This window comes from Pseudomonas sp. Tn43 (assembly GCF_014192635.1).
In the GTDB taxonomy this organism is placed as follows: domain Bacteria; phylum Pseudomonadota; class Gammaproteobacteria; order Pseudomonadales; family Pseudomonadaceae; genus Aquipseudomonas.
In genome coordinates, this window is the sequence record NZ_JACHYG010000004.1 from 574,135 (window position 1) to 588,214 (window position 14,080).

Genomic DNA, 14,080 nt, shown 5'->3' on the forward strand with positions numbered 1-14,080 from the left:
GCTATCCAGGAAATGCGACCCATGACCGTGTTGAAGATGACCGACCTCGATCTGCAAGGTAAGCGCGTACTGATCCGCGAAGACCTCAACGTCCCAGTCAAGGACGGTGTTGTCACCAGCGATGCGCGAATCCTGGCTTCGCTGCCGACCATCAAGCTGGCCCTGGAAAAAGGTGCTGCCGTGATGGTCTGCTCGCACCTTGGCCGTCCGACCGAAGGCGAGTTCTCGGCCGAGAACAGCCTTGCGCCGGTGGCAGATTACCTGAGCAAGGCGTTGGGCCGCGAAGTGCCGCTGGTGTCCGATTACCTGGGCGGCGTCGACGTGAAAGCCGGCGACATCGTGTTGTTCGAAAACGTGCGCTTCAACAAGGGCGAGAAAAAGAACGCTGACGAACTGGCCAAGCAATACGCGGCCCTGTGTGACGTGTTCGTGATGGACGCCTTCGGCACCGCTCACCGTGCCGAGGGTTCGACCCATGGCGTGGCCAAGTTCGCCAAAGTCGCCGCCGCTGGTCCGCTGCTGGCCGCCGAACTGGACGCGCTGGGTAAAGCCCTGGGCGCCCCAGCGCAGCCGATGGCCGCTATCGTTGCCGGCTCCAAAGTGTCGACCAAACTCGACGTGCTCAACAGCCTGAGTCAGATCTGCGATCAGCTGATCGTCGGCGGTGGCATTGCCAACACGTTCCTGGCCGCTGCCGGTCATCCGGTCGGCAAGTCCCTGTACGAGCCGGACCTGCTGGACACCGCCCGGGAAATCGCCGCCAAGGTCAGCGTTCCGCTGCCGGTCGACGTGGTGGTTGCCAAGGAATTCGCTGAAACCGCGACCGCGACCGTCAAACTGATCGCTGACGTGGCCGCCGATGACATGATCCTGGACATCGGCCCACAGACCGCGGCGAATTTCGCCGAGCTGCTGAAGTCGTCCAAGACCATCCTGTGGAACGGCCCGGTGGGCGTGTTCGAATTCGACCAGTTCGGTAACGGCACCAAAGTGCTGGCCCAGGCCATCGCCGAAAGCTCGGCGTTCTCCATCGCTGGCGGCGGCGACACTTTGGCGGCCATCGATAAATATGGCGTTGCCGAACAAATCTCCTACATTTCTACCGGCGGCGGCGCGTTTCTCGAATTCGTCGAAGGCAAAGTGTTGCCGGCCGTCGAAGTCCTGGAAAGCCGGGCCAAGGCCTGAGGCCGCGCATTTGGCCAGGCAAAGGAGTGTTCACATGGTCAGGTCCTTAATGCTGTTGATCGCCGCGGGTATGCTGGCGGCTTGCGGGAGTAACCCCAAAGCCACGCCGGAACCCGCGCCGCAAACACAGGAAAAAGGTTGCTACCAGGCCGACTGGCAAGCGGAAACCAACCCGGTGATCAACAAGCGTTCCGGGCCCGATGGCCTGGACAAATACGAGACACAGGTCCCGGCCAAGGAACATGGTTGCCCTTGAGGGGTCTGACTCTTTATTCAAGGCTGGCGGCGTGTGCCGTCAGTCGAGGAACATGGATGAAACGCTTTATCGCCGCTACGGCCCTGGCATTGCTGGGAGGTTGCGCCAATCTGAACCTGTTCAACGCTGCCGAGCCCACGCAAAGCTGGAACACCTGGACCTGCGACAGTCAGGCCAAAGTACTCTGGCGCTACACTGACATTAACCGCAAGGAAGTCGATGTTCGTCTGGGCGGTGCCGATCAGGTCTACCGCTTGAAGCTTGAACCGGGCGCCGAAGGTTCTCTGTACAGCAACGACATGCTGGCGTTTCACGTAAAAGGTGAGGAAGGCCTGGTGTACTGGGTCGCCACCAATGATTTGATCGGCCGCGGTTGTAAAGCCGAGTAACAGAGATCCACAGATGGCAGCGGGCTTTTGTGGCGAGGGGGCTTGCCTCCGTTGGAGTGCGAAGCGCTCCCGAAGCCAGCGGGCGCGATGCTTCAATTAGACCGCGTCGTCCGATTTGCGACTGCTGCGCAGCCGAACGGGGGCAAGCCCCCTCGCCACAAGGTTTCAGCGACACAGGTTTTTTGTTGTACCGAATTCGCAGCCCGGGCCAGTTCCGATCTGCAATAACTTGAATAGCCGCCGCCGCTACGGCAGGCTGGCACGATTAACGACCCTCAACCGGGAGAGACACACACAATGGCACTTATCAGCATGCGCCAGATGCTGGACCACGCAGCCGAGTTCGGCTACGGCGTTCCAGCCTTCAACGTCAACAACCTTGAGCAGATGCGCGCCATCATGGAAGCCGCTGACAAGACTGACTCCCCGGTGATCGTCCAGGCTTCGGCCGGTGCTCGCAAATACGCAGGCGCCCCGTTCCTGCGTCACCTGATCCTGGCGGCGATCGAAGAATTCCCGCACATCCCGGTGTGCATGCACCAGGACCACGGCACCAGCCCTGACGTCTGCCAGCGCTCCATCCAGCTGGGCTTCAGCTCGGTCATGATGGACGGTTCCCTGGGCGAAGACGGCAAGACCCCGACCGACTACGACTACAACGTCCGTGTTACCCAACAAACCGTAGCCATGGCTCACGCCTGCGGCGTATCGGTAGAAGGCGAGCTGGGCTGCCTGGGTTCGCTGGAAACCGGCATGGCTGGTGAAGAAGACGGCATCGGCGCCGAAGGCGTTCTGGATCACAGCCAGATGCTGACCGACCCGGAAGAAGCCGCTGACTTCGTCAAGCGCACCCAGGTCGATGCCCTGGCCATCGCCATCGGCACCAGCCACGGCGCCTACAAGTTCACCAAGCCACCTACTGGCGACGTGCTGGCCATCGACCGCATCAAGGAAATCCACAAACGCATCCCGAACACCCACCTGGTGATGCACGGCTCGTCTTCGGTTCCGCAAGAGTGGCTGGCGATCATTAACCAGTACGGCGGCGACATCAAAGAAACCTACGGCGTACCGGTTGAAGAAATCGTCGAAGGCATCAAGCACGGCGTGCGCAAGGTCAACATCGACACCGACCTGCGCCTGGCCTCCACTGGCGCCATGCGTCGCCTGATGGCTACCAACCCAAGCGAGTTCGACCCGCGCAAGTTCTTCGGCGCAACCGTGACTGCTATGCGTGATGTGTGTATTGACCGTTATAACCAATTTGGTACAGCGGGCAACGCTTCGAAGATCAAGCCGATCTCGTTGGAAGCGATGTACCAGCGTTATCTGAAGGGTGAGTTGAACGCTAAGGTTAACTAAGTCAAAAGCGGTTTAGTTGCATAAAAACCCGCCGAAAGGCGGGTTTTTTGTCGTTAAAAATTTAAGTAGATTTTTCGATTGTCGATAGCGTTTAACTTGTACGGCCGCCATTTTTATAATGGTCCCAGATCCATTCAGGTGTGTCATCTCCATCTGGCTTCTTGATATAAGCTGGTGGGGGAGAAGTATTAACAGATTCTGGGTTGCATTCGAACTTAATGTTTTCTTTTATTGATTCCTCAAGCATTCAGCTTGATTTATCGTCGAGGCGACCATAATAGGAATCAAAGTTTTCTCGATTTATTATGAAATTGTATGGTTCGTAGTTTCCAAAGTCGATTGGTGATACATGGTTGTTTTCAATTAGCTGAATAATGTCGGATGCAAACAGTTCGTCAAGATCAATAGTGGAATTCATTTTTTCTCCATTACCGTTCGGTTTTCAGAAAAGGGGTCCAGAAAAAGGTGATGGATTCATTCATGTGCCCTGTCCCGTCCTGAATAAGGTTTACACCTTCTGATCTATTCTCAGGAGGGTGTAATGGGTCGGCAAGATTGGAGCCCAGGCACATACATTGGCTCGCCGAGGATGGGGTCTATGCCTGATAAAAACCGACCATTAACGCCAGAGCAACGCATCAAAGAGCTTGAAGAGCAGTTAGCTCTGTCCAATAAGAAAGCGCAGTTTTTCGAGGCGGTCGTGGATGTCTTGAAGAATGACTATGGTCTTTCTGTCGTAAAAAAGCGTCCCGGCAAGTCCTCGCGAAAAAACGAATCAAAAACCTGAGCATCAGCAGGGCTTGCCAGTTCATGGGGATAAGCCGACAGGCTTACTACAAACGCAATCGCGCCTACGCTGCTCGTCTGGTTCTGAATCAGAAAGTTGCCGATTTCGTTCAGCAAAAACGTCAGCGGCAGCCGCGTTTGGGCACCCGAAAGCTGCATTATTTGCTGCATTGCCAGCCTCAACTTGAGCTGCAAGTGGGTCGAGATCGGCTGTTTTCGATCCCGCGGGAAAGACGTTTATTGGTAGCTCGCAAGCGGGCTTATCACAAGACGACTGACAGCCATCATCGCTTCCGACGCCACCCGAACCTGCTCAAGCCAGATCCTGATCAAGTTGTTCCAAGCGGCCCGGAACAAGTCTGGGTGGCTGACATCACCTATTTGCCAACGCAGGAGGGTGTGGCCTATCTGAGCCTGGTGACGGATGCCTTTTCGCGAAAGATCGTGGGCTATCACGTCCATGAAAGCCTGCACACCGAGTCGGTAGCACACGCACTGCGCCGGGCAGTAAAGCACCGTCGAACGGAGCAGCCGTTGGTGCATCACTCGGACAGAGGCAGCCAGTATTGCTCGGGAATGTATCAGGAGCTGCATGCGAAACACGGCATTCGATGTTCAATGACGGACGGCTATGACTGCTACCAAAACGCCTTGGCAGAGCGGGTCAACGGGATATTAAAGACAGAGCTTTTGCTCCAGCGACCACAGGATTTAACGCAGGCGAAGAAGATGGTGAGTGAGTCGGTATCGATCTACAACCGCGAGCGTCCGCACCTGTCTTTGAAATACAAAACGACCGATGCGGTGCATCGGGCGTTCGGGTGAAACAGGTGTAAACCTATTTCAGGACTAGACAGCCGGTCATAAAAACTCCTCGATAGATGCATTTTCTACCTATAGAGGTGTCCGGGGAAATTAGACCACTGCACTTGAGTCAAGGCTAATGGATGCCCCCAATTTTAGCCTCTGTGTTGGTTGTTTATTTCTACTCGTGAAGAGTGGGTGAAAAGGCACCTCTTTCGATTATTGTGCACTGAAATTTTGTACCTGTGGCGCCTCGTTTTGCCAAAATTGGCGCACAGTAGAAATTTTTGTTAGCCTCCCATGTTGTCTTTTCTCCAACTATCAATTCGCTATTTTTTAATATTAATGTAAGTTCGAATGTATTTTCTTTTATGTCGTTCAATAGAACAATTTTATCGTTTACTTTTAATTGGAAGAAGCTGACATTATTTGGGGAGGCAACAACCTTTCCTGCGTCGTCTTTGACGTATAAAGGCTTGCAGTAGTTGAATTTTTTGTCTGCACTTTTTAGTGTGTACGTGGTATCTTCTGCATAATAAAAATAAAGTAATACAGCAGTGCTGTTCGGATAACTGTTTATACATAAGTTATCGACTGTCTTTAACTCGTAGTCCGGAATTTTTGCTCCCTTATCGTAAAGGCTATTGTGTGCATGTACGTAAGCTTTGTCTATTGCCGTCTCAAAACCTACGTAGCCAGGAATTGGAACATTCCCGACCTGATTGGGGATTGAAAGTTTCGCTGAGAAACAAAGTGATGGGTAGGATGCTTCTGCGGTGGTGGGCATGATTTACCTCCAAAAGATAACATTACTTAGCTGTTGGCTAATTTTTTAGTTGATATATCAATTTCATGTGGCGTGTGAAATTAGTCGTTAGTTTAGGAGGGCTTTGCAAGCTTAGGTACTGTGAAAAATGATAGTTTTTCATGACTTTTTGCTATATTTGTTATTATGTATTCGATAGGTGTAGGACGGGTTGCGTAGCTCAAGATCAAAAGATCGCAGCCTTCCGCGGGTCCTACAGAGGGCGGTGGGGATGCCACTTTTTGTGGCTAGGGGCTTACCTCGTTTGGCGGCGCGGCCGTCGTGAACCGGGCGGTGCGGTGTGTCTGGGGAATTGGGTGGCAGGGCTTGGGACTGCTTCGCCGCCCAGCGGGAGCAAGCTCCCTCGCCACAGTCGGAGCAGCCCTACGACTTTTGCAGATGCCCGGATCGTTATGTCCGTAGCAGCTGCCGAGCCTGTGAGGCTGCGTTCGGCTGCGCAGCAGTCGCAAGATCAGGCTCGACGTTTTTTCAGGTAAAACGTATGTGCCGGACGGCGACCGCTTCGCGGCCGAACGCAGTCTCGCGGGCTCGGCAGCTGCTACAGGGGATCGAGTTGCCTCAGGTATCGTGATCAATATCCAGCCTGCTGAAGTTCACTTCCCCGCCTTCAGTGGTATAGCCAGTGTTGTCCTGTACATAGGCGCCGGCCTTGAAGTACAGCGGTTTGTCACGCCACATCGCGCTGATGTCGGTGTCCCACTGATAGCCCGCGGCACTGATGCCCAATGCGCCGCCGGGGCTGAGGTGGATGAGGTAGGAGAATTCCTGATCGAGCTTTATGCCAGTGGCAATGGTAATGACCCGGGCGGTGTCGTCGTCGGGGTGCATGCGGACTTTGGCGACGATGTTTCCAGTCGCGCTGTAGTCTTTATATTGATACTCGAGTTTTACCATCGGCTTTTGGCTTTTGAAGGCGTGGATCTGGCCAATGACGATCTTGCCCGTGCTGGGTACCTGGTTGACTGTAAGGGTCGCCCGCAAAAAGTTATCCGCATCGGGGTAGTACCAGTTTTTCAGCGTGCCATTGCTGTAGGTTTCGCGGAGTTCGGTACGGGGGTAAATCGCGTTTTCTGTGCGGGTGCCGGTCACCGGGGTCCAGAAAAACAAGGTGCCGGTATCGGAATGGAAGTATTGATCCTTGAAGCCGTCCACCAGTTTGGTTGTTTCGACGGTGTACGGCGGGCTGCCGACAGGAACGCTGAGGTTCCAGGTTGCGAGATCGATCATATTCAAGCTTCCACGTTAAGCTGTACGCGCGTGCCAGAAGCTCTAGCCCGCGCCTTCGGGCTGTCTTTATAAGCGTAGAACAGGTGTTTGTTAATGCCCGTCTGGCAGATGGTTGACGTCAACATCCTGTCGAAATGCCATCTTTCCCGGATTCCGGGGCCTGCAGGACTGACCGTTAGTCGGCTATCTGAAACTTTACTGAAGTGATGGCGCACCGGTAGCTTCTGCTTTTGCGGATCCGGGTCTAGAGTGAAGTCGCATTATTTGTCCGGTTTTCACAAGAGACCGGCCTGAGGTCCCGAACAAGAGATGCAGCATGGAATGCGCACTACCTATGCCAGCTGAAGGCAACTCAATCCTTTTAATTGTTGATGATTACCCCGAAAACCTGATCAGCATGCGCGCGTTGTTACAGCGCCAGGACTGGCAGGTCATCACTGCCGCTTCCGGGTTTGAAGCGCTCAGCCTGCTACTCGAATACGATGTCGACCTGGTGCTGCTGGATGTGCAGATGCCGGGTATGGACGGTTTCGAAGTGGCGCGCTTGATGCGTGGCAGCCAGCGAACCCGCCTCACGCCGATCATTTTTCTGACTGCCAACGAGCAATCCCAGGACGCCGTGATCAAGGGCTACGCCAGTGGCGCGGTGGATTACCTGTTCAAACCATTCGATCCGCAAATTCTCAAACCCAAAGTCCAGGCCCTGCTCGAGCATCAGCGTAATCGCCGCGCTTTGCAGCAGTTGAGCCATGACCTGGAAGTCGCTCGTGCTTTCAACGCCTCGGTGCTGGATAACGCCGCCGAAGGCATTCTGGTGGTGGGCGAGGACGGGCTGATTCGCTTTGCCAATCCGGCGATGTCGCGCTTGCTCAACGCCACGGTGCATGAGCTGCAAGGCAAGGAGTTTCTGGATTTCCTGCAAAAACCGCACATCCCGATCTGGGCCGATTCGGAATTGTTTGCCGGCTATAAACGCGGTGAAACCCTGCGTCTGCACGACGCATTGCTGCGTACCGCGCCTGGTCAGCAGGTGCCGGTGGCGTTGTCCTGCGCGCCGTTGCCCACCGAACAACGTGCCATGGTGGTGACGGTGCTGGACATGTCAGTGGTGCGCCATCTGCATCAACAGCTGGAGTTTCAGGCGGTGACTGATCCGCTGACCGGCCTGCTCAATCGCCGGGGTTTCTATCAGACCTCTGAAAACTTGCTGCTGCGTGGCGAACGTTCCGACAGCACGTGGGTGCTGTTGTACCTGGACCTGGACGGCTTCAAGCGGGTCAATGATTCCCTCGGCCACGATGCGGGCGACCGGGTGCTGCGATGGGTGTCCGAGCAGCTGAAGGCGTGTTTGCGGCCCTTCGATATTCTGGCGCGGATGGGCGGCGATGAGTTCACCGCGCTGCTGGATCTTGAACTCCCTGAGCAAGCAGCAAAGATTGCCGAGAAACTTATCGAGCGGGTATCGATCTGTCAGCAAATCGAAGGCATGGACATCGCCTTGGGCGCCAGTATCGGCATCGCCACTTACCCCGATTGTGGGGCTAATCTCGATGGGTTGATGCGTGCATCCGACATCGCCATGTATGAAGCCAAACGCGCGGGGCGTCAGCAATATCGCTTCTACGATCACGAAATGAATGGCCGGGCGCGTTCACGGCTGATGCTTGAAGAGAGCGTGCGCACGGCCATCGAGAACCGCGATTTCAATCTGGTGTATCAGCCTCAGGTGGCCATTGCCGACGGGCAGATTCGCGGGTTCGAGGCGTTGTTGCGTTGGCAGCATCCGAGTGTCGGCGACGTACCTCCGGGGCTGTTTTTGCCGTTGCTGGAAGAGGCGCGGTTGATCAGTCGGCTTGGCAGCTGGATTTATCACCGCAGTGCCAAACAGCGAAAAGCCTGGGATACCTTGTTTGCCGAGGATCTGGTGCTGGGCGTCAGTTTGAGCAGCACGCAATTCGGTTTGCCCAATCTGGTTACCGAGCTGCGCCAGGTGCTGGAGCGCCATGGTTTGAAACCGCGGCAGCTGGAGGTCGAGGTCACGGAAGAGGCCTTGATGCTTAACCCCGACGAAACACGCAAACAGCTGCGTTTGCTGCGCAATCTGGGCGTGCGAGTGGCGCTGGATGATTTCGGTTCCGGGGCTTGTTCGCTGGCGCACTTGCGTGACCTTGAACTGGACACGCTCAAACTCGACCGGCATTTGATCGCCCGGTTGCCGGGCTCCGAGCGGGATGCGGCGCTGGTACGCGGAGTCATCGATTTATGCAAACAGTTCGGCCTGTTAGTCATCGCTGAAGGGGTGGAGACCGTGGCGCAATATGAATGGCTGCAAGCCAACGGTTGCCAGTACGTGCAGGGGTTTCTGGTCGCGCGGCCGTTGATGGCCGAGGATACCTGTCACTTTGTCGAGCCGTTCGACTGGAGCGCGCTGACGAGTTGAATTCGTTACACTGGCGACCTTTTCGAGACTCGTGTTGCCGCCCCAATGACCGCGTTGAAATACCTCCAGGCCTATCCCGCCGCATTGCAGGACCAGGTGCGCCAGCTGATCGCTGAAGGTCGGCTGGGCGATTACCTGAGCCAGCGCTATCCACAAAAGCATGAGGTGCAGAGCGACAAGGCGCTGTACACCTATGCCCTGGACCTCAAGCAGGAATACTTGCGCAACGCCCCGGCGATCGACAAGGTGTTATTCGACAACCGCCTGGACCTGACCCACCGCGCGCTCGGCCTGCATACCACGATCTCGCGGGTGCAAGGCGGCAAGCTCAAGGCCAAGAAAGAAATTCGCGTGGCATCGTTGTTCAAGGACGCGCCCTCCGAGTTTCTGAAAATGATCGTGGTGCATGAATTGGCGCACTTCAAAGAGTCGGATCACAACAAGGCGTTCTACAAGCTGTGCGAACACATGTTGCCGGGTTATCACCAGGTGGAGTTCGATTTACGGGTGTACCTGACGTGGCGGGAGATGCACTGAAGGATCAAGATCAAAAGATCTTCTATAAGGAGCGCATGGATGGACGTGAGCAAGACCAAAAGCAGCTTCTACCGCCGGTTGTACGTGGCGTACCTGATCGACAGCGGGCTGGCCAGCAGCGTCCCGGCGTTGACCGAAGTCACCGGCATGCCTCGGCGCACGGCCCAGGACACCATTGCGGCATTGGCAGATCTGGATATCGTTTGTGAGTTCGAACAGGAAGAAGGCGCGCGCAACCATGCGGGGCGCTACCGGATTCGCGAGTGGGGGGCGATTGATCGGGGGTGGATCGAGCGCAATCTGCGGCAGATCAAAGCGGTGTTGGAGTACCCCTGAGTATTTGCGGCGTCGGTGCTGACGGCCATCGCGGGCAAGCCTCGCTCCTACAGGGGCGGCGGTGGCCGACACATAACCTGTAGGCGCGAGGCTTGCCCGCGAAGGGCCCTCAGGAACGACGCATCCCGATATGCGGAATGTCATCCTCCAGGTATTCCTCACCCACCACCACAAACCCGTACCGCCCGTAATACCCCTGCAAATGCGCCTGGGCCGAGAGGTAGATCGGCACGTCGGGCCAGCGTTTGGCGGCCTGTTTCAATGCCTGGCTCAGCAACTCATGACCAAGCCCGGTGCCGCGTGCGGCGGGAGCGATGATCACACGGCCAATCACCACGTCGCCACCCTGTAGTTCCGGGTCGAGCAAGCGCAGGTAAGCCACCAGACGATCCCCGTCCCAGCCCATCAAATGGCAAGTGTCACCTTCCAGGTCCTGGCCGTCGATGTCCTGGTAAAGGCATTTCTGCTCGACGATGAACACCTCGGCGCGCAGCTGCAAAATGGCATAAAGCTGCTCTTTACCCAGATCGCTGTGGTGTTTGCAGACCCAATGGATTGTCATCTTCAGATTCCTTGAACAACGTGCTCCGATACTAAGCGCCCTGAGGCGGGATGTCTTTATGGCAAAGAAATCTGTGACAAGGACCAAAATGCCATCATTCATTTCTCGCCAGATTGCCTTCTTTGTGTAATCTGCGATGCAGCACTGCGCAATGTCGCCGATACGCTACTGTCAGGACCCGGTTTCGCCGGTAGAGGGGCCTTGGAGTTTTGGCTGAAAACACGTCGGGCAACCCGCCCGTTAAGGATTTCTGGCATGCCGCGATTGCATCAAGCGTTTGCTTTGATCGGATTGCTGTTGCTGGCACAGGCTGCGGCAGCGCAAAAGCTGCGTCTGGTAGCCGATGCCTGGCCACCCTTTACCGACGCCACGCTGGTCAATGGCGGATTGGCTACGGACATCGTCAGCACCGCACTGGCCCGGGCCGGTTATGCCAGTAATTTCGAACAGGTGCCCTGGGCGCGTGCCTTGTTTGGAGTGGGCGAGGGGCGTTACGACGTGCTGGTCAACGCCTGGTACACCGAAGAGCGCACGAAGCTGGGGCAGTTTTCCGGCGAGTACTTGCTCAATCGCGTGCGCTTTCTCAAGCGCAAAGACACGCCGATCGAATTCAATAATCTGCATCAACTGCACACGTTCCCGATCGCGGTAGTGCGCGGTTATGCCTATTCCCGGGAGTTCGATGACATTGTGTCGTTGCAGAAGGTACCGGTGCATAACTTCGCCATGGCGGTGCGCATGGTCGCGGCCGACCGGGTCAAGCTGACCCTGGAAGACGAGTTCGTCGCCCGGTATTACCTTGCTCGGGAGTCACCCAAAGTACGCAACGCCGTGGAGTTCTTGCCCAAGCCGTTGAGCGAGAACAGCCTGCATATTCTGGTCAGTCTGAAGAACCCGCAGCATGAGCAGATCGTTGCCGGTTTTGACCGTGAGATTGCGGCGATGAAGGCTGATGGGAGTTATGAGAAGTTGCTCAGGCAGCACGGGATGTGATCTGAACGGTCTGCGGTGTCTGAGCTGACGTTTTCGCGGGCAAGCCTCGCTCCTACAGAATCAGTGTCGGCCACGGGAATTGTGCAAGACACCTAATCCGTAGGAGCGAGGCTTGCCCGCGAAGAGGCCCGCTCAATCACCACGAATCTCAAGCCTCACTCGTATCCTTGATCAAATGCGCCGCCAACGTCCGCAACGGCCCCAGCTGCCGGCAGATCAACGCCAGTTGTGTCTGCACCAACCGCTGCCCTTCATCGATCTCATCCGGCATCTGCTCCAGCTCATTGGCCAGGGCTTCTTCCTCATCGCTCTGAATCGCAATCGGCTGTTTGCTCGCCAGGCCCTGAGCGATTTCGTCGAGGCTGACGGCCAGATTTGCGCCGGCGCCGTCAATCAGATGCTCGCGCACCTCCGTTGGTAATTGCGTTTCGCGGTGTGCTCCCAGCCCCGACAAATAGCTGAGCAAGGTGTGCGACAGCACCAGGAATCGAAACCCGACGTCCGCATCCTTACGAAAGTGCCCCGGCTCCATCAGCATGTTGGCCAGCGTCGTCGACAACGCAGCATCGGCGTTGTGCGCATTGCGCCGGGCCAGGCGATACGCCAGGTCATCGCTTTTGCCGGCGGCGTATTGCTGCATGATCTGGCGCAGGTAAATGCTGTTGCAAGTGAGGGTGTTGGCCAGCACTTTATTCAGGCGTCGACCTTGCCAGTCCGGCAGGAACAGGAAAACCGCCAGCCCGGCGATGAGGCTGCCGAGTAAGGTATCGAACAGTCGCGGCAGAAGCAGCCCATAACCATCGCCCACCTGGTTGAAGCAGAACAGCACCATGAGCGTGATCGCGGCAGTCGCCAAGGTGTAGCGGGTGGTGCGATTGGTAAAGAACACCACCCCGGCAACAATCGCGAAGCTCGACTGGATCAACGGGTTCGGGAACAGATCGAACAACGCCCAGGCCACGGTCAGGCCGATGGCGGTGCCGATGATCCGCTGCCCGAGTTTGCGGCGGGTGGCGCCGTAGTTCGGCTGACAGACAAACAGCGTGGTGAGGATGATCCAGTAACCTTGCGATGGGTGGATCAAATGCACCATGCCATAGCCAATGCTTAACGCCAGGGGCAATCGCAGGGCATGGCGGAACAACAAGGACGTCGGCGTCAACTGCGTGCGCAAGCGTGTCCAGACATCCTTGAGGCTGCGTGGTGAACGGTCGAGCAGGCTGCTATCGGTGGCGTCTGCGAGCGCATCGGGGTTGCTGGCATCGCTGAGCAGGCGGTCGAGTGTGCCAAGGTTGGCGGCCAGCGCTCGCAATGAACGCAGCAGACCGCGCCAGGCCGGGTTGCTCTGGATCCGCAGGTGTTCGAGGGAGGCGTGCAGGTCGTTCAGGGCCTCGGCGAAGCTTGCGTCATAGGTGAACGGCTGGCGCATCTGGATCGATTCGGCCAGGGCGCGGCAAGCCTTGCCTTGCTGACGCAGCAGGCGCTGACAGCGGAACAGCACGTCGCTGTGGAAGAACGCTTCGGCCAGCGCGTTATAGGGGTAGTGCGAGGAGCTGGCGCGCTCGTGAATGTCCTGGGCGAGGAAGTACAGCTTCAGATAACGGCTGACTTTCACGCCCGGCCGCCCATCGCCGACCCGATGCAGAATGATTTCCTTGGCGGCGTTCAGGGCTGCCACCACCCGACCGTTCTGCTGGGCCAGTTCCAGCCGCTGCGCTTGCACGTCCATCTGCCGGATCGGTTCGAACAGTGACGATTTCAGCTTCAGGTAATAACCCAGTTCACGGAACAACCGCGCCAGGCTTTGCTGCACCGGCTGGTTGGAAAACAGCGCCTGCCACAACACCGAGAGCAAGCCATACCAGGCCGCGCCGGCCACCAGCAGCACCGGCTCGTGCCAGAAATCAGTGACCGCGCCGCCGCGTTGATCCACGCCAATCATGGTGTAGACCGACAGAATCAACGTTGCCGAAGCAATCGCGCCATACCGTTCGCCCAGCGCGCCGAGCATGGTCAGGCAGAAGCTGGCCAGGGCAAAGGCGATGATAAAAAGGACGGGGTAAGGGAAGAGCAGTTCGACGGACAGGGCCGCGACCATGAAACACACTAGCGTCACTGCGAGCGCATTGAGGCGACCTTGCCAACTGTCGTCGGTCTCGGCCAGGGCGCTGGCGATGATCCCCAGGAACAACGGGATCAACAGCCCCATTTCATCCTGATACCAACACAGCGCCATGGTGCCGGTCAGGGCGATGAAAACCCGCACGCTGTAGCTGAATTTATCCAGCGCCCAGAGGCGACGCAGAGACTGCCGAAATGTGGTCGATGACATGAAGTGCGAAGGCCTTCCGAGGCAATGACGCTAAACTGAGCCACT

General features: G+C 56.8%; 12 protein-coding genes and 1 pseudogene. 9 read left to right on the plus strand and 4 right to left on the minus strand.

What is annotated here, in order from left to right:
- The first annotated feature begins 21 nt into the window (after positions 1 to 21).
- The 5 genes and pseudogenes from FHW68_RS14355 to FHW68_RS14375 form a co-directional block, all read left to right on the plus strand.
- Positions 22 to 1,185 (plus strand): phosphoglycerate kinase, encoded by a 1,164-nt coding sequence (locus FHW68_RS14355; protein ID WP_095633716.1) that lies wholly within the window; start codon positions 22 to 24, stop codon positions 1,183 to 1,185.
- Positions 1,186 to 1,219: 34 nt separating this feature from the next.
- Positions 1,220 to 1,441 carry a hypothetical protein gene (locus FHW68_RS14360; RefSeq protein ID WP_095633715.1) on the plus strand — a complete coding sequence of 74 codons (222 nt, stop codon included), beginning with the start codon at positions 1,220 to 1,222 and terminating at the stop codon, positions 1,439 to 1,441.
- Positions 1,442 to 1,497: 56 nt separating this feature from the next.
- A complete protein-coding gene (locus FHW68_RS14365) occupies positions 1,498 to 1,830 on the plus strand; it encodes an MliC family protein (RefSeq protein WP_183680938.1) in 333 nt (110 codons plus the stop codon).
- Between the two features lie 297 nt (positions 1,831 to 2,127).
- On the plus strand, positions 2,128 to 3,192 hold the full coding sequence (fba, locus tag FHW68_RS14370) for a class II fructose-bisphosphate aldolase (protein WP_052965043.1): 1,065 nt from the start codon (positions 2,128 to 2,130) through the stop codon (positions 3,190 to 3,192).
- A gap of 544 nt (positions 3,193 to 3,736) precedes the next feature.
- Positions 3,737 to 4,803 (plus strand): annotated as a pseudogene (locus tag FHW68_RS14375) (IS3 family transposase); the annotation flags it as partial.
- Positions 4,804 to 4,963: 160 nt separating this feature from the next.
- Here the strand turns inward: FHW68_RS14375 and FHW68_RS14380 are convergent.
- Both FHW68_RS14380 and FHW68_RS14385 read right to left on the minus strand, forming a co-directional pair.
- Entirely contained in the window at positions 4,964 to 5,569 is a 606-nt protein-coding gene (locus FHW68_RS14380) for a hypothetical protein (protein WP_183680940.1), read from the minus strand.
- A 597-nt stretch (positions 5,570 to 6,166) separates the two neighbouring features.
- Positions 6,167 to 6,835, minus strand: coding sequence for a polysaccharide lyase family 7 protein (locus FHW68_RS14385; protein ID WP_183680943.1), 669 nt, complete (start codon positions 6,833 to 6,835; stop codon positions 6,167 to 6,169).
- Between the two features lie 316 nt (positions 6,836 to 7,151).
- On the opposite strand from FHW68_RS14385, the gene FHW68_RS14390 reads away from it, so the two are divergent.
- The 3 genes from FHW68_RS14390 to FHW68_RS14400 are packed head-to-tail and all read left to right on the plus strand — an operon-like array spanning position 7,152 to position 10,148.
- A complete protein-coding gene (locus FHW68_RS14390) occupies positions 7,152 to 9,275 on the plus strand; it encodes a bifunctional diguanylate cyclase/phosphodiesterase (RefSeq protein WP_183680945.1) in 2,124 nt (707 codons plus the stop codon).
- Positions 9,276 to 9,320: 45 nt separating this feature from the next.
- Positions 9,321 to 9,812, plus strand: a complete 492-nt coding sequence (locus tag FHW68_RS14395; protein ID WP_095633710.1) for a M48 family metallopeptidase — start codon at positions 9,321 to 9,323, stop codon at positions 9,810 to 9,812.
- A gap of 39 nt (positions 9,813 to 9,851) precedes the next feature.
- On the plus strand, positions 9,852 to 10,148 hold the full coding sequence (locus FHW68_RS14400) for a helix-turn-helix domain-containing protein (protein WP_007894945.1): 297 nt from the start codon (positions 9,852 to 9,854) through the stop codon (positions 10,146 to 10,148).
- A gap of 109 nt (positions 10,149 to 10,257) precedes the next feature.
- On the opposite strand, the gene FHW68_RS14405 is transcribed toward FHW68_RS14400, so the two are convergent.
- A complete protein-coding gene (locus tag FHW68_RS14405) occupies positions 10,258 to 10,710 on the minus strand; it encodes a GNAT family N-acetyltransferase (RefSeq protein WP_183680947.1) in 453 nt (150 codons plus the stop codon).
- A 255-nt stretch (positions 10,711 to 10,965) separates the two neighbouring features.
- Here FHW68_RS14405 and FHW68_RS14410 point away from each other — a divergent pair, with 255 nt between their 5' ends.
- Positions 10,966 to 11,703: an ABC transporter substrate-binding protein gene (locus FHW68_RS14410; RefSeq protein WP_183680949.1), complete on the plus strand. Its 738-nt coding sequence runs from the start codon at positions 10,966 to 10,968 to the stop codon at positions 11,701 to 11,703.
- A gap of 148 nt (positions 11,704 to 11,851) precedes the next feature.
- Here the strand turns inward: FHW68_RS14410 and yccS are convergent, their stop codons facing one another.
- A complete protein-coding gene (gene yccS, locus FHW68_RS14415) occupies positions 11,852 to 14,035 on the minus strand; it encodes a YccS family putative transporter (RefSeq protein ID WP_183680951.1) in 2,184 nt (727 codons plus the stop codon).
- Between the last annotated feature and the right edge of the window lie 45 nt (positions 14,036 to 14,080).